The organism is Flavobacterium azizsancarii, assembly GCF_027980145.1.
Lineage (GTDB): Bacteria > Bacteroidota > Bacteroidia > Flavobacteriales > Flavobacteriaceae > Flavobacterium > Flavobacterium azizsancarii.
The window spans coordinates 209,550-227,283 of record NZ_JAMZNK010000003.1 but is presented as its reverse complement, the minus strand read 5'-3'; the positions used below and the strand labels follow the sequence as shown (position 1 = coordinate 227,283).

At 33.7% G+C, this 17,734-nt stretch carries 19 protein-coding genes; 5 read left to right on the top strand and 14 right to left on the bottom strand.

All coding sequences use genetic code 11. From position 1 onward, the window contains the following. Positions 1–7: 7 nt before the first annotated feature. The 10 genes from scpA to dnaA all read right to left on the bottom strand — a co-directional run bounded on the left by scpA (position 8) and on the right by dnaA (position 10,206). Positions 8–2,149 (bottom strand): methylmalonyl-CoA mutase, encoded by a 2,142-nt coding sequence (gene scpA, locus NJT12_RS03200; RefSeq protein WP_271334485.1) that lies wholly within the window; start codon positions 2,147–2,149, stop codon positions 8–10. A 46-nt stretch (positions 2,150–2,195) separates the two neighbouring features. Next, positions 2,196–3,560, bottom strand: coding sequence for a methylmalonyl-CoA mutase subunit beta (locus NJT12_RS03195; protein WP_271334484.1), 1,365 nt, complete (start codon positions 3,558–3,560; stop codon positions 2,196–2,198). Positions 3,561–3,583: 23 nt separating this feature from the next. Then, positions 3,584–3,919 carry an FtsB family cell division protein gene (locus NJT12_RS03190; RefSeq protein WP_271334483.1) on the bottom strand — a complete coding sequence of 112 codons (336 nt, stop codon included), beginning with the start codon at positions 3,917–3,919 and terminating at the stop codon, positions 3,584–3,586. A 152-nt stretch (positions 3,920–4,071) separates the two neighbouring features. Continuing rightward, positions 4,072–4,680: a uridine kinase gene (udk, locus tag NJT12_RS03185; protein WP_055095441.1), complete on the bottom strand. Its 609-nt coding sequence runs from the start codon at positions 4,678–4,680 to the stop codon at positions 4,072–4,074. 253 nt (positions 4,681–4,933) lie between these two features. Next, entirely contained in the window at positions 4,934–5,815 is an 882-nt protein-coding gene (locus NJT12_RS03180) for an SDR family oxidoreductase (protein WP_271334482.1), read from the bottom strand. Between the two features lie 77 nt (positions 5,816–5,892). After that, positions 5,893–7,020, bottom strand: coding sequence for a methionine aminotransferase (locus NJT12_RS03175; RefSeq protein WP_271334481.1), 1,128 nt, complete (start codon positions 7,018–7,020; stop codon positions 5,893–5,895). A 36-nt stretch (positions 7,021–7,056) separates the two neighbouring features. Further along, positions 7,057–7,494: an energy transducer TonB gene (locus NJT12_RS03170; RefSeq protein WP_271334480.1), complete on the bottom strand. Its 438-nt coding sequence runs from the start codon at positions 7,492–7,494 to the stop codon at positions 7,057–7,059. A gap of 22 nt (positions 7,495–7,516) precedes the next feature. After that, complete coding sequence (locus NJT12_RS03165) at positions 7,517–8,230, bottom strand: SAM-dependent methyltransferase (RefSeq protein WP_271334479.1); 714 nt, start codon at positions 8,228–8,230, stop codon at positions 7,517–7,519. Positions 8,231–8,301: 71 nt separating this feature from the next. Then, entirely contained in the window at positions 8,302–8,769 is a 468-nt protein-coding gene (locus NJT12_RS03160) for a low molecular weight protein-tyrosine-phosphatase (protein ID WP_271334478.1), read from the bottom strand. A 9-nt stretch (positions 8,770–8,778) separates the two neighbouring features. Continuing rightward, complete coding sequence (gene dnaA / locus NJT12_RS03155; protein ID WP_271334477.1) at positions 8,779–10,206, bottom strand: chromosomal replication initiator protein DnaA; 1,428 nt, start codon at positions 10,204–10,206, stop codon at positions 8,779–8,781. 187 nt (positions 10,207–10,393) lie between these two features. On the opposite strand from dnaA, the gene NJT12_RS03150 reads away from it, so the two are divergent. Then, positions 10,394–10,798, top strand: a complete 405-nt coding sequence (locus NJT12_RS03150) for an acyl-CoA thioesterase (RefSeq protein ID WP_271334476.1) — start codon at positions 10,394–10,396, stop codon at positions 10,796–10,798. 31 nt (positions 10,799–10,829) lie between these two features. On the opposite strand, the gene NJT12_RS03145 is transcribed toward NJT12_RS03150, so the two are convergent. The 3 genes from NJT12_RS03145 to ribD all read right to left on the bottom strand — a co-directional run bounded on the left by NJT12_RS03145 (position 10,830) and on the right by ribD (position 13,358). Beyond that, positions 10,830–11,462, bottom strand: a complete 633-nt coding sequence (locus NJT12_RS03145) for an IMPACT family protein (RefSeq protein ID WP_271334475.1) — start codon at positions 11,460–11,462, stop codon at positions 10,830–10,832. Between the two features lie 251 nt (positions 11,463–11,713). Then, on the bottom strand, positions 11,714–12,316 hold the full coding sequence (locus NJT12_RS03140) for an HAD family hydrolase (protein ID WP_271334474.1): 603 nt from the start codon (positions 12,314–12,316) through the stop codon (positions 11,714–11,716). Further along, entirely contained in the window at positions 12,309–13,358 is a 1,050-nt protein-coding gene (gene ribD, locus NJT12_RS03135; protein WP_271334473.1) for a bifunctional diaminohydroxyphosphoribosylaminopyrimidine deaminase/5-amino-6-(5-phosphoribosylamino)uracil reductase RibD, read from the bottom strand. The genes NJT12_RS03140 and ribD overlap by 8 nt, the downstream gene beginning before the upstream one ends. A gap of 105 nt (positions 13,359–13,463) precedes the next feature. On the opposite strand from ribD, the gene NJT12_RS03130 reads away from it, so the two are divergent. Genes NJT12_RS03130 through NJT12_RS03115 form a run of 4 tightly spaced genes read left to right on the top strand, consistent with a single transcriptional unit; the run spans position 13,464 to position 16,245 of the window. Continuing rightward, entirely contained in the window at positions 13,464–13,949 is a 486-nt protein-coding gene (locus NJT12_RS03130; RefSeq protein ID WP_271334472.1) for a GNAT family N-acetyltransferase, read from the top strand. A 7-nt stretch (positions 13,950–13,956) separates the two neighbouring features. Beyond that, the gene (locus NJT12_RS03125; protein ID WP_271334471.1) at positions 13,957–14,766 is read left to right on the top strand and encodes a hypothetical protein; all 810 of its coding nucleotides are present in this window, start codon (positions 13,957–13,959) and stop codon (positions 14,764–14,766) included. Positions 14,767–14,825: 59 nt separating this feature from the next. Then, positions 14,826–15,692: a peptide chain release factor N(5)-glutamine methyltransferase gene (prmC, locus tag NJT12_RS03120; RefSeq protein WP_271334470.1), complete on the top strand. Its 867-nt coding sequence runs from the start codon at positions 14,826–14,828 to the stop codon at positions 15,690–15,692. A gap of 25 nt (positions 15,693–15,717) precedes the next feature. Then, the gene (locus NJT12_RS03115) at positions 15,718–16,245 is read left to right on the top strand and encodes a hypothetical protein (protein ID WP_271334469.1); all 528 of its coding nucleotides are present in this window, start codon (positions 15,718–15,720) and stop codon (positions 16,243–16,245) included. Between the two features lie 196 nt (positions 16,246–16,441). On the opposite strand, the gene NJT12_RS03110 is transcribed toward NJT12_RS03115, so the two are convergent. After that, entirely contained in the window at positions 16,442–17,686 is a 1,245-nt protein-coding gene (locus NJT12_RS03110; protein ID WP_271334468.1) for an ABC transporter permease, read from the bottom strand. Between the last annotated feature and the right edge of the window lie 48 nt (positions 17,687–17,734).

The following is a 17,734-nucleotide window of genomic DNA, read 5'->3' as shown; positions in this document are numbered from 1 at the left end:
ATGCTCTTTAGTCAATTAAGATTTCTAAGATTTTAATAGCTGCTTCACTGATTTTAGTTCCTGGCCCAAAAACAGCTACGGCTCCGGCATCAAACAGAAATTGATAATCTTGCGCCGGAATTACACCGCCAACAATTACCATGATATCTTCACGTCCGTGTTTTTTAAGTTCTTCAATAACTTGAGGGACCAATGTTTTATGTCCTGCAGCCAGTGATGAAACGCCTAAAATATGCACATCATTTTCAACAGCTTGTTTGGCTGCTTCGGCTGGAGTTTGAAAAAGAGGACCTATATCTACATCAAAACCTACATCAGCATATCCGGTTGCGACTACTTTTGCGCCGCGATCATGTCCGTCTTGTCCCATTTTGGCAATCATGATTCTGGGACGTCTTCCTTCTTGTTTGGCAAAGGCATTAGCTAATTGTTTTGCCTTCTCAAAATTCTCGTCATTTTTTATTGCTGCACTATACACACCGCTAAAGGATTTAATCTGTGCTTTGTATCTTCCAAAAATACTTTCAAGAGCATCGCTGATTTCGCCTAATGTTGCTCTGTTTCGAGCAGCTTCAATAGCAATTTCTAATAAGTTTCCTTGTCCGGTTTTGGCACAAAGTATTAATTTTTCGAGTGATTGATTTACTTTTTCAGTATCTCTTTTTGCTTTTATCTGTTCTAGTTGCTCTAATTGTTGTTTGCGGACCATTTGGTTGTCTACATCCAAAATATGCAAAGGATCTTCTTTTTCCAGTCGGTATTGATTAACACCAACAATAATATCTTGTCCGCTATCTATTCTGGCTTGTTTTCTGGCAGCTGCTTCTTCTATTCGTAGTTTTGGAATTCCTGCTTCAATAGCTTTTGTCATTCCTCCTAATTCCTCTACTTCTTCAATTAGTTTCCAGGTACTTTTTAGAATTTCATTAGTTAAACTTTCAACATAATAACTTCCTCCCCAAGGATCAACAGTTTTTGTGATTTTAGTTTCTTCCTGTAAAAAAATCTGAGTATTACGAGCAATCCTTGCCGAAAAGTCTGTTGGTAATGCAATCGCTTCATCTAAAGCATTAGTATGTAAGGATTGAGTTCCTCCAAAAGCAGCGGCAGTAGCTTCGATACAAGTTCTTGCCACATTATTAAACGGATCTTGTTCTGTTAGACTCCAGCCACTTGTCTGGCAATGCGTTCTTAGAGCTAATGATTTATCGCTTTTAGGATTAAATTGTTGTACTAATTTTGCCCAAATCATTCTTCCGGCACGCATCTTGGCGATTTCCATAAAATGATTCATACCAATTGCCCAAAAGAAAGAAAGGCGAGGGGCAAACTCGTCAATCGTCATTCCTGTAGAAAGTCCGGTTCTGATATATTCTAAACCATCAGCCAGCGTATAAGCCAATTCAATATCAGCAGTTGCTCCGGCTTCCTGCATATGATATCCTGAAATCGAGATCGAATTAAATTTAGGCATTTTCTTGCTCGTAAATTCAAAGATATCAGCTATAATCTTCATAGAAGGCGTTGGAGGATAGATATAAGTATTACGAACCATAAACTCTTTCAGGATATCATTCTGGATCGTGCCGGATAATTTTTCAATGGCAACACCTTGCTCTTCTGCTGCAACGATATAAAATGCCATAATTGGCAAAACGGCGCCGTTCATAGTCATTGAAACTGACATTTCATCAAGTGGAATCTGATCAAATAGAACTTTCATGTCTTCGACAGAATCGATGGCAACTCCGGCTTTCCCTACATCACCCACAACTCTTTCATGATCTGAGTCATAACCACGATGCGTTGGTAAATCAAATGCGATCGAAAGCCCTTTTTGTCCTGCTGCTAAATTTCTTCGGTAAAAAGCATTACTTTCTTCAGCGGTCGAAAATCCTGCATATTGTCTAATCGTCCATGGTCGTCTTACGTACATAGTAGCATATGGTCCACGTAAATTCGGTGCAAAGCCAGCTCCGAATTCTAAGAACTCTAAATCCTCAATATCTTTTTCAGAATAAGTTTTTTTGAGTTCAATTCCTTCAGCCGTGTAAAAGTTTTCAGTTATAGAATTGGGATTATTGGCCAGTTTGTCTAACTTTTCATTTTTTACATTTAACTTAATATGTTTAAGGTCTTTTCTTATCATGGAAATACTCTTTTGAGCAGGTTTATTAATTACTTAGAAAAAATATTTATTCAAGTTCTAATCTTTCTTGTTCCAGCTTCTCAGCTAATCTTTTTTCTATAATAGGTGTAATTAAAGTTTTTCGAGGTTTTATTTTTACAAAAGGAAACAATTCTAAATCATGCTTCATCTTGTCATCTTTATTAGGATATTTATTTGTTCCTAATAAAACTTCTTTTTTAGAATCGAACAATTCCTGCTCTTTTACAGCGCTTTCCTGAATCTTCTTTTTGATAGTTCCGTCGTTTAGAAGTTTTAAAAATCCACCATTTGCCTCGATATCTTTAAATAAAGTTAAACTTTTCTCGGCCAATTGTGTGGTTAGACTTTCTATATAATAACTTCCATCAGCCGGATTATTGACTTTGTCGAAGTAACTTTCGTGTTTTAAAACCAATAATTGATTTCTGGCAATTCTATCACCAAATTCATTGTCTTTATGGTATAATGAATCATAAGGTAAATTTGCAACAGCATCTGCACCGCCTAATATGGCTGACATACATTCGGTTGTGGTACGAAGCATGTTTACGTTATAATCGTAAATCGTTTTATTACGTTTGGTTGGTGTTACCAAAAAATGACATTCTAAATTGGGATTGTATTCTGAAGCGATCAATTTGAAAAGCATTCGTAAAGCACGAAGTTTTGCAATTTCAAAAAAATAATTGGTGCCTACAGATATTTCAAAAACAATTGGTTTTGTAATACTTGGTAAACGATTCAAATATTCATTGGCATGCGCTAAACTATAGGCTATTTGTTGTGTAATATTGGCACCTGCATTTTGATACAAACCTGAATCTATACTTAATAAATTAAGATTTGTTGTTGCTTTTGAAATTTTTTCAATCGTTTCAAAATTATTTTTATCTGATGTAGTAAACCAGTTCCCTTCTCTTGCAAAATGACCAATTGGGTCAATATTACAATAAAAAATAGCTTTTTTCTGAATTGAAATAGTGTCTAATATTTTTACGAAATCGATTGAAATAAACGATAAATTAAAGTAAACTGTTCTGTTTTCTAAAGGAAGAGTTTCTAATAATTTTTTGACATCAATTTTTTCGTTTTGTATGGTAAAACGCAAACTTTCCGCACCTCTTTCGATAGTGTTAATGGCTCTTTGAATCGATTTCTCAATATCATAAACAAAGATGTTTTGGCAAATTTTAAAATTAGATGCTTCTGTTTGTACTGAAGCAGTTTTTGAAAATTCATCGATATGATAAAATGGTTTTACCTGAATATCTTCCGGAGAATTCCAAATAACAGTTTCGTTATAATCAGCTCCGTCTAATTCGAACTGAATTTTTTGTTTCCATTGTTTGGATGAAATCGGATTAAAATCGTCGAATAGGGTAGTAGCCATTGGGATTGTGTGCTTTTTTCTGATTATTCTTTAGTGTCTTGAATAGTATCTCCTTCAAATTGGATGATATAAATATCTTCGCTGTCTTTTTTCATGAAATACTTTTCGCGAGCATATTTTTCTATTTGTTCAGGGTTTTTAAGTTGCTTAATCTGTTCCTGATCTTTTTTTATTTCGACCTGGTAATACTTTTTGTTGTCTTGTAGTTCGTTGATCTGGTTGTCTAAAAAGCGATGATCAAAATAAGAGTAATTGTCTAAGAAGAACATCCAGATTACAAAAAAGAGTAAAACCCAGACATATTTGTTGCCTACTAATTTGAACCAGCGTTTGCCTTTATATGGATTTTTGAATTTCATTTTCTCTTTGACTGATTACTTCTTATAATTTTGATTGGTGTTCTAGCCCCGATGGAGCCGATATCCTTTTTATGGCTTTTTCTGCCATAAAAAGATAAAGGCGAGAGCGGGAAATAGCTCCTTATTTCTATGGAATAAATTTACGATAAAATTTATGAAATTCGTTGATTAATTACAGCACGAACTACATCAATGGCAACAGTATTGTATTTATCATTAGGAATAATAATATCTGCGAAGGCTTTTGAAGGTTCTATAAATTGCTCATGCATAGGTTTTAAAGTGTTCTGATAACGTGTTAAAACCTCGTCGATATCGCGTCCGCGTTCAGAAATATCTCTCTTTAAACGACGAATTAATCTTTCGTCAGAATCAGCGTGAACATATACTTTAACGTCAAAAAGGTCGCGTAGCTCAGGATTCGTTAAAATTAATATCCCTTCAACAATCATTACCTTTCTTGGATGCGTTGATACCGTATCGTCAGTTCTGTTGTGCTGAATGAATGAATATACCGGTTGGTCGATAGTTTCGCCTTCTTTTAAAGCTTTTAAATGTTTTACCAATAATTCAAAATCGATCGCGCGCGGGTGATCAAAATTGATTAATGCTCTTTCGTCGAATGACAAATTATGGGTTTCTTTATAGTACGAATCCTGAGAAATTACGCCCACTTCAGTGTCTGGTAATTCGTTCATGATCTGGTGTACCACCGTTGTTTTTCCACTTCCTGTTCCTCCTGCAATTCCAATAATGAGCATAATTTTATATTATATATTTTGTTCGGCAAAAATAATAATTTAACTGGATTGTCTACACATATTAACTTATTTAACCATATAAGTTATATAAGTAAATTTAAGCAAACAGATCTTTAAACAATTTATTACTTCATTGAACTTATATTACTTATATGGTAAAAAACATAAAAAAATCCCGAAAGTAGAACCTTCGGGATTTGGTGCAATCAGTATAGTTTATAAAAAATATTCTGAATTTAGTAAGCACGTAAAATTATTTATTCTTTTTTGCTTTTATCATCATTTCAAGCTGGTCCCAAAGTTCTTCAGGAATTGCTTCTAGTAAATTAAATTGCCCTGCGCCTTTTAGCCATTCTCCACCATCAATAGTAATCACTTCACCATTTACATAAGCTGAAAAATCAGATACTAAATAAGCTGCCAAATTTGCTAATTCCTGATGATCACCTACACGTTTCAATGGAACTTTTTTGGCCATGTCAAATTTTTCAGCAAGATCGCCCGGCAATAATCTGTCCCATGCACCTTTTGTAGGGAATGGTCCCGGAGCGATTGCATTAGAGCGGATTCCGTATTTTGCCCATTCGACTGCTAAACTGCGCGTCATGGCTAACACTCCTGCTTTTGCAGTAGCACTTGGTACAACATAAGCTGAACCAGTCCAGGCATAAGTAGTAACTATATTTAAAATTGTAGATGATTTTTGTTTGGTATCGATCCAGTGCTTACCAAAAGCAAGCGTACAGTTTTTAGACCCTTTTAATACGATATCTATAACAGTATCAAATGCATTTGCAGATAAACGTTCTGTTGGAGAAATAAAATTTCCGGCAGCATTATTCAAAAGAACATCAACTTTGCCAAAAGCTTTTAAAACTTCCTGAAGCATGTTTTCTACTTCTTCATAATGACGAACATCACATTGAAGTGGTAAACATTTACCTCCTGTTTCAGTTTCAAGTTCAGTTGCAGTAGCTTTTAGCTTGTCTAAATCTCTTGAAGTAATCGCTACCTGAGCGCCTAATTCTAAGAAATATTTTGTCATTGCTTTTCCTAAACCGCTTCCGCCACCTGTAACTACTATGACTTTACCTTTTAAAGCGTCATCTCTTAACATTTTATCTGTATAGCTCATATTTTTTTCTTTTTATTACAATATTAATTAAATAAATAGGATGCGCGCATAATAATGTTATAAATTTTTGATAAACTTTATATATCACACAATTTTTTTGCGGCAGATTCTAAAGTAAAATCATCTTTGGCAAAGCAAAAACGTATTAATTTTTGGTCTTTATGATCAGAATAAAAAGTAGAAATAGGGATAGCAGCAACGCCATGATCGGTTATTAGTTTTTTACAAAAAGTAACATCATCGTCGTTTGAAATGCTTGCATAAGAAGCCACCTGAAAATAAGTTCCTTCGCAAGGTTTTAACTCAAAACGACTATTTTGAAGTGATTTCTGGAAATAATCTCGTTTTTCCTGATAGAATTTCCCTAAAAGATTGACATTTACAAGATCTAAATATTCACTAATGGCAGCTTGTGAAATACTGTTGACGCTAAAAACCAAAAACTGGTGTACTTTTTTAATTTCTTTCATCAAATGTTCGGGTGCAACAGTATAGCCTATTTTCCAGCCCGTAATATGAAATGATTTTCCAAAAGAAGAAACCATTATGCAACGGTTTAAAAGAAAATCTTTAGTGTGTGCAGAAATATGTTTTTCTTCGAAAGTGATGTATTCATAAACTTCATCTGATAAAACAATAATGTCAGGATGTTTTGATAGTAGTTTTTCTAGTTGAAGAAAATCTTCTTCTGTCAAAATTTTTCCTGTTGGGTTATGCGGATTATTGATAATAATCATCTTTGTTTTTGGCGAACAGGCTTTTTCTATGGTTTCCCAATTTGGTGTATAATTGTCATTTAAAGCTACCCGAACAGGTTTTGCATTACAAAGAAGAACAGGGGATTCATAAGAGTCATAACTCGGATCCAGAATAATAACTTCGTCACCTGTTTTTACCAAGGCCAAAATTGAAGTGAAAATTCCCTGAGTTGCGCCGGCAGTAACTAAGATTTCTGTTTCAGGAACAATTATTCTGTTGTATGAACTCTGAACCAATTTTGCAATCTGATTCATCAATGGAGGAAAACCTGCCATTGGTGTATACTGGTGCACATTTTCTTTCGATAATTTTGCCAAAATAGCTGTTAATCTTTCGTCTACAGGAAAATTCGGAAATCCCTGCGAAAGATTTATTGCATTATATTCGGTTGCCATTTTAGACATGACCGTAAAAATGCTTGTTGTTACATTTGGAAGTTTGCTCATGAAATTAGATTAAGAAAAAGATTGATAATTGCAGACTTATAGCTGTACAGGCACAACAAGTGAGTATATAGTTCTGACTCCTTTACCGTTTAGTTTTCCAGGTTTCCATGTAGGAGATAATTTTAAAACCCTTACCAGTTCCTCTCCGCTGTAAGATGCAATATCTCGAAGGATTTTTATATCACTTAATGAACCGTTTATTTCAATATTAAAAGTGGCGAATACTTTTCCTTGCAAAGTTGGTCTCTTGTTTGATTTTTTATAGTTTCTCTCTATAAATTGATGAAATTCTACTTTTTCTCCTGGGAACTCTGGTTTTACGTCAATCCCAATAGGGTTGTATATGTCGATTTCGTTAGGAGGAATGATATTTCCATTTATATTTTTCGGAGGTTCAGGAATTCTCCTGATCTCCTTTTGTGAAAATGTTTTTTGCGCAACACAAATTAGAATTAGTATTAAAAACTTTTTCATGATATAGTGTCTTAAAGTTAGTTTACATTTTATGTATAATAAAAATCGTAGGTCGATTATGTAAATCAACTTTTAGTTTTTTCCAATCTGCAACACGCAATGTTTTAATAAATTCTGTTGGTAACGTAATATCAGTCGCAATACATAAATGCGTCGAAGGATTTAATATTTGAAGAATATCTTCAACTAATTTATTGTTTCGATAAGGAGTTTCAATAAAAAGTTGAGATTGATTTTTGTCCTGCGATAATTTTTCAAAATACTTCAATGCCGATTTTTTCTCCTCTTTATCAATTGGCAAATACCCGTTGAAAGTAAAACTTTGTCCGTTCATTCCGGAAGCCATCATTGCTAACAATATAGACGAAGGACCAACTAACGGAACAACCTGAATTCCTTTTTCATGTGCTAATTTTACAATTACAGCACCGGGATCAGCAACACCCGGACAACCAGCTTCACTCATTAATCCTACGTTTTTTCCTTCCAGCAAAGGTTTGATAAAATCTAAATGCTCGCTTGGTTCGGTACGTTTATTAAGGGTGAAAAGTATTAGTTCTGATTGTTTTTTTTCCGGCGAAACCGCTTTTATTGATTTTCTTGCCGTTTTTTCGTTTTCAACAATATAATGATCTATAAAATCGATACTTCTTTTTACGGTTTGTGGCAAAACATCCATTGGATCGCTTTCGCCCATTGTTGTTGGAATTAAATATAATTTTCCTAGAAGTTTCATTTTGTGATATTTTAGAGTTTAAACAAAAATGTATTTTAATTACCAGTTAAGTAATTAAAATACAAATTAAATTATGAATGTTTTTCGATAAGTTTTTTGGCAATAATTTCAGCAGCTTCATCCAGCATTTTATATACATCGTCAAAGCTATTTGTTGCTCCGTAATAAGGATCAGGAACATCTGTATTTTTATTAGGAAAAAGTTCTTTTAGAATAAGCTGAACTTTGTTTTTGTGTTCAGGCGTTTTTGCAAGATGAATTACGTCGCTATAATTGGAACTGTCCATTACATAAATGTAATCAAACTCATCAAAATCGGTGATTTTAAATTGTCGTCCCTTTTGAGCGTCTATGCATAATCCATTTTTCTGGGCTACTGCAATCGAACGTTTGTCCGGAGCATTACCTACGTGCCATGAACCTGTTCCGGCTGAATCAACAATAAATTTATCATGGGGTAATTTTGATGCTAGAATACCTTCGGCTAAAGGTGATCTGCAAATATTTCCCAAACAAACCATTAAAATTTTTACTGGCATGATTCGCGTTTATAGCGTTAGTTTTTTGTTGATGTCTTCGACAAATTTCTTGAATTGTTTGTCTGTAGAAACTAAATTGTCAACAGTTTTACAAGCATGTAATACAGTAGCGTGATCACGATCTCCAATTTGTGAGCCAATGTTTGCTAAAGAAGCTTTTGTGAATTTCTTTGCAAAAAACATAGCCAATTGTCTTGCCTGTACCACGTGTCTTTTTCTGGTTTTTGATTGAAGTGTTTCAATGTCTAACTGGAAATAGTCTGATACAATTTTTTGAATATAATCGATAGAGATTTCTCTCTTTACGTTTTTAACAAATTTCTCAACAACGCTTTTAGCCAACTCAATTGTAACTTCTTTTTTATTGAAAGAAGATTGTGCAATTAACGATATAATAGCACCTTCAAGTTCTCTAACATTGCTTTTGATATTGCGTGCAACATATTCAATAATATCTTCCGGGATTTCAACACCATCGCGATAAAGAATGTTTTTTAAGATCGAAATTCTGGTTTCGTAATCCGGCTGGTGTAATTCAGCAGACAATCCCCATTTAAAACGAGATAATAAACGTTGCTCAATATCCTGCATGTCAACAGGAGCTTTGTCCGAAGTCAAAATTACCTGTTTTCCGTTTTGGTGTAAATAGTTAAAAATATGGAAAAATACGTCCTGAGTTCCTGATTTTCCAGATAAAAACTGAACATCATCAATAATCAAAACGTCGATTAATTGGTAAAAGTGAATGAAATCATTACGATTATTCTTTTTAACCGAATCAATATATTGTTGTGTAAAAATTTCGGCAGAAATATATAAAACCGTCTTTTCAGGATATTTATCTTTTACTTCTACACCTATAGCATGTGCTAAGTGTGTTTTTCCTAAACCAACTCCACCAAAAATCAATAAAGGATTAAATGATGTTCCTCCAGGTTTATTGGCAACAGCCATACCTGCAGAACGGGCTAAACGGTTAGAATCACCTTCAAGGAAATTGTCAAAACTGTAGTTCGCATTTAATTGCGATTCAATTTTAAGATTTCTAATTCCGGGAATTACAAACGGATTTTTAAGTTCAGGGTTTAAGTTTTTAAACGGAGCATCAACCTCTTGCGGTTTCATTGGCACTCTGTTGGCACTTGGCAACTGTTCGGTAAACGGTTGTTTGTTGCCATAAGTGTTCTCCATTTTAATTTTATAGAGTAACTTTGCGTTTTTTCCCAGTTCTTTGGTAAGTGCGACTTTCAATAATTTCACGTAATGTTCTTCTAGCCATTCGTAGAAAAATTTACTTGGTACTTGAATATATAACGCGTTGTCGGTTAGCTCAACTGATTTGATTGGTTCGAACCAAGTTTTATATGCTTGATCTTGAATATTGTCTTTTATAAAGGACAAACAGTTTTCCCATACCGATTGAGCAGTTTTAGTCATAGATTCAGATAAATTTTTTTATTATTGATAAAGATTCTCCTAATAAAAAAGGAGCAATTTTATTCCGTATTTCGGGATAACAAATATGTGAACAAATTTCTGTAAAAAAAAATATTTTGCCCTCTAATTTTATAAAAAAATGTTGTAAGTGAACTTTAAGAATTTAAATTTTTTTAATATATAAATAATGAAAAATCATCAAACGCAAGTGCGTGTTCGTTACTCTGAAACCGATCAAATGGGAGTGGTTTATCACGGAAATTATGTTCCTTATTTTGAGATAGGACGCGTGGAATGGCTTAGAAACAAAGGGATTTCGTATAAAAGTATGGAGGAAAGCGGAATTGGATTGCCGATTGTTTCCATGCAAATAAATTATAAAAAATCAGCACGCTACGATGAGCTTCTTACGATTCATACCGCTTTCAAAAGTCAGTCGTCTGTTAAGATCGAATTCGAGTGTGCGATTTATAACGAAGCGAATGAGTTATTAACAACGGCGGCGTTTATTTTAGTATTTATTTCGTTAAAAACAGGTCGTCCGACGGCGCCTCCAGATTACATTTTAGAATTGTTTGAAACATTGATATAATTGTTAAAATGAGATAGGTTTTTGTATCAATTTATATAATTTTGATATCGATTTCAAACATTAAATCAAAAATGTCGAATACTGATTCGGCATTTTTTTTGCGCGTTTTTGTCTTAATTTTGCCAATTGGTAAGCCTGAAACTTCATCAATTTCCATTTCCTGAGACGTGATTTCCAGTTTTTTTTCCTTAATAACGCGCATTATTTTGTTCATGTTTTTATAATCAAAAGAGATTAAAAAATGAACATCGATAGTTTTTTTGATAATTTCGCAAACATCGAGAGTCATTTGTGCTGTCGTTTTGTAAGCTGCTATTAATCCGCCAACGCCTAATTTTGTTCCGCCAAAAATTCTAACTACGACAACCAAAATATTTGTTAAGCCAAAAGATTGTATTTGTCCGTAAATTGGAGCTCCGGCAGTATTGCTTGGTTCTCCATCGTCATTGGCACGATAAGAAATTTTTGGTGCTGTGCCTAATTGGTAGGCATAACAATAGTGTACAGCATGAGGATGCTGTTTCTTTAAGTTTTCGATAATCGGTTTTACTTCGTCTTCGTGTTCTATAGGAAAGGCGTATCCAAAGAACTTACTTCCTTTTTCCTTAAAAAGTATTTCTTCAGATTCAAAGGCTATGGTTTTGTAAGTGTCGTTATATTCCAAAAGTAAATTTCTAAATTAGTTTATTGTTTTTTAGCCGTAGAGTTAATTTTACCGCAAAGGGCGCTAAGGTTTTTTACTTTGCATGGCTTTATAGACGCAAAGTTCTCAAAGCCGGATTCAATACAATCCCGATAGCTATCGGGATTGCCAACTTTGCATTTTCTGATCATACAGATAGATAAAAAACCTTAGCGCTCTTTGCGGTTAATTACATCAATAATTGTAAATCATTTTGACAAAGTATACGTTAGCTACAATATCTTTTTCTCAAATAAATCTACAACATCTTCCTGTCCAACTTGTAAATTCCAGATATGAAAACCTAATGCGGCGGCAGAGTCCGTGTTTTCTTTTTTATCGTCTACAAACAAAGTTCGTTTTGGAGATAATTCATGTTTGTTGATCAGGTAATGAAAAACTTCAGCATTTGGTTTTCGCATTCCAATTTCAAATGAAAAATAGACTTTTTCGAAACATTGGTAAAAATCGCTATAGAATGAAATTCCAGTTTTGTTTTCGAAAGTAGCAATATGAATCGAATCAGTATTGCTCAATAGAAATAAGCGGTATTTTTGAGAAAGCATTTGTAGAAATTCTAATCGATACAAAGGGAAATCTGCAAGAACAGCATTCCATGCTTTTAATATTTCTTCAGTTGAAGCGTTTGGAAGTTCTTTTTGAAATCCGGCCAAAAAATCATCATACGAAATATCCCCGGTTTCGAATAAAAGATTCAAACGATCTAATTCAGTATTCCACTCCGTCATGCCTAATTGCTGCAATCCTGAAATGGTTGCTTGTTTATCTAAATTGATAAAAATATCTCCAAAGTCAAAAATTATAGTATCAATCATGATTTCTAATGTTTAGTAATTCGTCGCTTTGAACGTAACTTTTAGTTGTGTTTTTCTTTTGAATAACCGGTGCTTTTGTTCCTTTTTCGAAAGTGATTTCTCCGATAAAAATTCGGGCTTCATCCCAGATATTTTGATCAATAAAAGATTGTAAAGTTTGTAACCCGCCCTCGATAATGACAGACTGAATTTGGTTTTGATACAAAACAGTTACTATCTGCGGAATTATATTTTGATTAAAATCAATTACTTCAAAGTTAGTGTTTTCTTCTGAAAAGGTTATTTCAGATTTTGTAAATACAATTGTTTTTACACTATTGTCAAAAATAAAACTGTCTTTTGCGATACGATTGTGCTGATCTAAAACAATTCTAACAGGATTATTTCCTGCCCAATCCCTGGTATTTAATTTCGGATTGTCATCGATAACAGTTTGTGTTCCTACTAAAATTGCCTGTTCTTCACTGCGCCATTTATGAACCAATTGTCTGGAATATTGATTAGTAATCCAGATAGGTTTTCTGTCTTTGTTGATCTCTTTTTCAGGAGATAAAAAACCATCCTGGCTTTCGGCCCATTTTAATATAATATAAGGTCTTTTTTTCTGATGAAAAGTAAAAAAACGTTTGTTGAGCTCATTGCATTCTTTTTCTAAGACACCAACGGTTACGTTTGCTCCGGCGGCAATTAATTTTTTAATACCATTTCCGGCCACTTTTTCATTAGGATCAACAGTTCCAACAACAACATTCGCAATCTGGTGCTCTATAATTAAATCGCAACATGGCGGTGTTTTGCCAAAATGACTGCAAGGTTCAAGACTCACGTAGATAGTTGCCTTCTTTAAGAGCGATTTGTCTTTTACAGATCGAATTGCGTTGACTTCGGCATGTGGTTCTCCGGCTTTTTTGTGCCAGCCTTCGCCAATAATTTTGTTTTCGTAAACAATTACGCTTCCAACCATTGGATTTGGATATGTGGTTCCAAAGCCATTTTCTGCTAACTCGATGCAGCGTTTTATGTATTTTTCATGTATATTCACAATACAAAAGTAGTTATTTTTGTTTAGTTCAATAGTTAACGATATAGTTAAGAAACTATCAAAAAACTATTTTACTTTTGTAATATAGTATAGGAATAAGGAAATATGAAAAATTGCATTATCAGGTCAATTAAAAAAGAAGACAATCAGGAAGTTGCTCAATTAATACGATCAGTTTTTGATGAAATGGAAATTCCAAAAGTGGGTACAGCTTACGAAGATCCATATTTAGATTTAATGTTTGAGGAGTATAATAAACCGCAATCAGTTTATTTTGTAGTTGAAAACGAAGGAAAAATTTTAGGTTGTGCAGGTATTGCGCCGCTGGAAAATGGAGATCCTGGGATTTGTGAATTACAAAAGATGTATTTTTTGCCAGAGACGCGAGGTTTAGGAATTGGTTCTGAAATGATGCAGAAATGTTTAGAACAGGCAAAAGATTTTGGTTTCGAAAAATGTTATATCGAAACCATGCCATTCATGCATGCTGCCCAGAAATTATATAAAAAATCAGGTTTTGAATATTTAGATGCTCCTTTAGGAAATACAGGGCATAGTTCTTGTCCAGTCTGGATGTTGAAAAACTTGTAAAATTGCTATGAAAAATATAATACTTACATTTTTGGTGTTTTCGATTTTGGTTTCCTGTAAAGATGATAAACTAGTAAAATCTCAAAAATCTCAAATTCCTGTTAAGACTCAAATTGTTAAAGATTCTGTCGTAAGGGATGAAGATATTGTGGATGAGGATGTAAAAAACGATTTTGAAATTTTGCTGCCAGATGGTTATAGAGATGATCAGGGTAAGAACCCTGCTAATTCTTTAAATAAAAACTGGATTGATTTATTCGAGGAAGCTGGAACATATTATTTAGGGAAGGCTGATTTTACAATCGAAAAAGGATTTGATGAATGTGTTGGTGATTCTTTAAGATCAATTGTTTCTAAAAATAAATCACTTTTGTTTATGGACTATCCGGAATTGAAATTAGGAAAAATAAAGTCTTTGAAATTGGCTAAAAACAAGATCTGGCCAGGTGAAAAAGTAACTTTAAAATTCGATGATACTGACTATGTTTTCAGGGCTGAAGGAAAAGTACTTTCGACTGAAAAAAGAAGTTTAGATGATAATAAGCAAGAGATCTATAAAAAAGTAGAAAACTATAAGCTTTATTTGAAAGCGAATAACGGTCCTGAAAAATTGCTTTTGCAAGTAGAGACTTTCAATGATACTTTTGTTGAATTACTTTTTGCCGGAGATATTGATAATGACGGAAAACTGGATTTTATTTTTGGTGCTAACAGAGATTATGAGGAAACACGTGTGATGTTATTTCTTTCTTCGAAGTCTGAAAATGATGAGCCGGTAAAAAAAGTTTCTCAAATCGCAATACAATTCGATTGTTAACAGAACCCAGATATAAAAGTGTTAAATTAAAGACTGCTTAAATATAAATTCAAGTATAAATGAGAATTAAACAATACCGCACTCAGTTTATTAAAGAGTTATCGCCCTTTTACGATGCGTATGAAGCAGAAAGTTTTTTCTATTTAATTTTAGAAGACAAACACAAATTACGACAAATTGATTTAGCATTAAATCATGAATTGACTTTTTCAGAAAGTGATTTTGTGGTATGGGATTCATTACTAAGTCAATTAAAAAAAGAGATTCCTATACAGTATTTATTGGGTAAAACTCATTTTTATGGTATGGAGTTCGAGGTAAATGAAAATGTTCTGATTCCGAGACCTGAAACAGAAGAATTGGTAGAATGGGTTATCAATGAAAATTCGAAGATTAATCCAGCTAAAAAAATCAAAATTCTTGACATTGGAACAGGAAGCGGATGCATTGCCATTTCTTTGGCGAAAAACATTCCAAATGCACAAGTGTATGCTATTGATGTCTCGAAGAAAGCTATCGAAACCGCTAAGAAAAATGCAGCTAATAATAAGGTTGAAGTCAATTTTATACTTCAGAATATTTTAGAAACGGAGGCGTTAAAATGTAATTTTGATATTATAGTTTCAAATCCGCCTTATGTTCGTAATTTAGAGAAAGAAGAAATTAAGAAGAATGTTCTGGATCACGAGCCGCATTTGGCGCTTTTTGTAGAAGACAATGATGCTTTGATCTTTTATCGAAAAATTGCTGAACTGGCTCAGAAAAATCTGCTGGAAAACGGACAATTGTATTTTGAAATCAATCAGTATCTTGGATGCGAAATGAAAGATTTGTTAGAAAAAATGAATTTTGAAAACATCGAATTGCGAAAAGATATATACGATAATGACCGCATGATTTCTTGCAAGGTTTCTAAAGCGTTGTAGGTGGATTATATAACAAAAACCTAAGATGGAAGATCAAATTGATACTGAACGAAGTTATATTGAAATGGATGCTTATTTTTCGACCATAGCAATTAAGTCTGTAAAAGAACTTGTTGAAAAACGTTTTGAAAACCATGTAAAAACTAATTCTTATTATGATTTTATAAATTGGCATAAAGCTGAAAATGAAATTCTACTGGCGACATTTCGCGCTCCTGATGCCTTACCATTATTAGAAATTTTTGATTGTGTCTTTAATAAAAATAATCCTGAAGAATATGTTTTTCAAAAATGTAAACTTATTCATTCTTTATGGAACGGATGGGTTCCTGAAGGTAGTATTTCAAGAGGAAATAATCATGTTATAGCATTACAATTTGAAAATGCGATCCCGGAAATAGTGTATAGGCTTCATGAAGAAAATCAGTATAGGCCTACCGCACCATCTGATGGTTTTAGATTAGGATTATGTTTTGAAAGTGATTTTCCAATGATTAGCAAAAATATTAAAGCACATTTTGATAAAAAACGCAATAATGAGAAGACTTTGTAAATCTCATTTATAAAAGATCTTAAAAGAATGAAATTTCTAATCTAGCCCCGATAGCAGTGAAAAATCTTTTATGCCGGTGTTCGGGATAAAAGTTTGAAACGAATAGCGGGACTAATGGTTTTTTGAAACAATTAATTTCTGCTTCAAATACTATCAATTTTATTTGTTACTGTAAGCTGAGACTGAAAACTGAAAACTATTCATAGCGCAAAGCTTCGATAGGATCAAGTTTAGCGGCTTTTATTGCTGGATATAAACCTGAAACGATGGCAACGGTAAAACTGGTTGCAAAAGCAGCAAAAATAGCCACCCAAGGCACTACGAATACAAAACTCATTGCAGTTGCAATTGCAAATCCTAAAAGAATTCCGATTATAATTCCAATCAAACCGCCAATTTGTCCAATCAATAAAGTTTCGATAAAAAACTGAACAGCAATAGTGGTCTTTTTTGCTCCTAAAGCTTTTCTTACCCCTATTTCGCGAGTACGTTCTGTCACCGAAACGATCATGATATTCATCAAAGCGATTGAAGATCCCAGAATGGTAATAACGCTTATAATCCAGGAAGCCCAGCCTAAATATTTTGTGATGCCCAAAATACGATTGATCAAATCATCACTTCTGCCAATTCCGAAATTATTTTCACGAATCGGACTCAGTTTTCTAACTCTTCGCATTGTACTTGTAGCATTATCGATAGCTTCGTCTAAAAGTTCTTTTTTAGCAACCATTACGCTCAATGTATAATTGATGTTTGGAGCAGTAAATAAGGAACGTGCAACCTGAATTGGAATTAAAACACGTAAATCCTGACTGTTTCCAAACGTTGACCCTTTTTCTTTTAAGACTCCAATGACTTTAAAACGAGCACCGCGAATAGAAATTATTTTGTCGATTGGATTTACATCTTTCAATAAACCTTTCTCAAAATCTGATCCTACAACACACGAATAGGTATTGTTGTCAATATCAAACTGATTAAAGCTTCGTCCTAAACTTACCTCTAAACCTGAGTTGGCGATAAAATGCTCGTCGACACCAAGAATGGTAATTTCCGGATCTGTTTTTCGGTCAGAATATTTAACTTCTGCGGTTTTTGTAGCCGTAAAAGACAAGGAAGTTTCTGTAAAGGGATATTTGTATTTGTTTTTGAAGGCAACTGCTTCCGGATAGGATATAATTGGATTTACAATTTCACGCTCATTACTTCCACGATTTTTAAGGTTGTTTTCGTATTGATTAATATTGAAAGTGTTTGCTCCCATAGAAGCAAAATTGGTCGAAATAGTATTTTCGAGTGCCGTTACAACGGTTAGGATTCCAACCAAAGCGGTAATCCCGATTGCGATAATTAAAACGGTAAGAATAGTACGCAGTAATTGTGTTTTGATAGAACCAAAAGCAATTCGGATATTTTCTTTAAATAATTTTAGCATCATGACCAATTTGTCACGAAAATACGTTTTTTGTTACAAGTTTGTTTTCGA

What these genes read in the sequence shown, in the direction of transcription:
- NJT12_RS03170 (WP_271334480.1), bottom strand. Translation starts at nt 7,494, where the DNA reads ATGAAAAAGTTTTTAATACTAATTCTAATTTGTGTTGCGCAAAAAACA.
- NJT12_RS03115 (WP_271334469.1), top strand. Translation starts at nt 15,718, where the DNA reads ATGGAAGATCAAATTGATACTGAACGAAGTTATATTGAAATGGATGCT.
- NJT12_RS03130 (WP_271334472.1), top strand. Translation starts at nt 13,464, where the DNA reads ATGAAAAATTGCATTATCAGGTCAATTAAAAAAGAAGACAATCAGGAA.
- prmC (WP_271334470.1), top strand. Translation starts at nt 14,826, where the DNA reads ATGAGAATTAAACAATACCGCACTCAGTTTATTAAAGAGTTATCGCCC.
- NJT12_RS03160 (WP_271334478.1), bottom strand. Translation starts at nt 8,769, where the DNA reads ATGCCAGTAAAAATTTTAATGGTTTGTTTGGGAAATATTTGCAGATCA.
- NJT12_RS03125 (WP_271334471.1), top strand. Translation starts at nt 13,957, where the DNA reads ATGAAAAATATAATACTTACATTTTTGGTGTTTTCGATTTTGGTTTCC.
- scpA (WP_271334485.1), bottom strand. Translation starts at nt 2,149, where the DNA reads ATGATAAGAAAAGACCTTAAACATATTAAGTTAAATGTAAAAAATGAA.
- NJT12_RS03175 (WP_271334481.1), bottom strand. Translation starts at nt 7,020, where the DNA reads ATGAGCAAACTTCCAAATGTAACAACAAGCATTTTTACGGTCATGTCT.
- udk (WP_055095441.1), bottom strand. Translation starts at nt 4,680, where the DNA reads ATGCTCATTATTGGAATTGCAGGAGGAACAGGAAGTGGAAAAACAACG.
- NJT12_RS03140 (WP_271334474.1), bottom strand. Translation starts at nt 12,316, where the DNA reads ATGATTGATACTATAATTTTTGACTTTGGAGATATTTTTATCAATTTA.
- NJT12_RS03165 (WP_271334479.1), bottom strand. Translation starts at nt 8,230, where the DNA reads ATGAAACTTCTAGGAAAATTATATTTAATTCCAACAACAATGGGCGAA.
- NJT12_RS03150 (WP_271334476.1), top strand. Translation starts at nt 10,394, where the DNA reads ATGAAAAATCATCAAACGCAAGTGCGTGTTCGTTACTCTGAAACCGAT.
- NJT12_RS03110 (WP_271334468.1), bottom strand. Translation starts at nt 17,686, where the DNA reads ATGATGCTAAAATTATTTAAAGAAAATATCCGAATTGCTTTTGGTTCT.
- NJT12_RS03195 (WP_271334484.1), bottom strand. Translation starts at nt 3,560, where the DNA reads ATGGCTACTACCCTATTCGACGATTTTAATCCGATTTCATCCAAACAA.
- NJT12_RS03190 (WP_271334483.1), bottom strand. Translation starts at nt 3,919, where the DNA reads ATGAAATTCAAAAATCCATATAAAGGCAAACGCTGGTTCAAATTAGTA.
- dnaA (WP_271334477.1), bottom strand. Translation starts at nt 10,206, where the DNA reads ATGACTAAAACTGCTCAATCGGTATGGGAAAACTGTTTGTCCTTTATA.
- NJT12_RS03180 (WP_271334482.1), bottom strand. Translation starts at nt 5,815, where the DNA reads ATGAGCTATACAGATAAAATGTTAAGAGATGACGCTTTAAAAGGTAAA.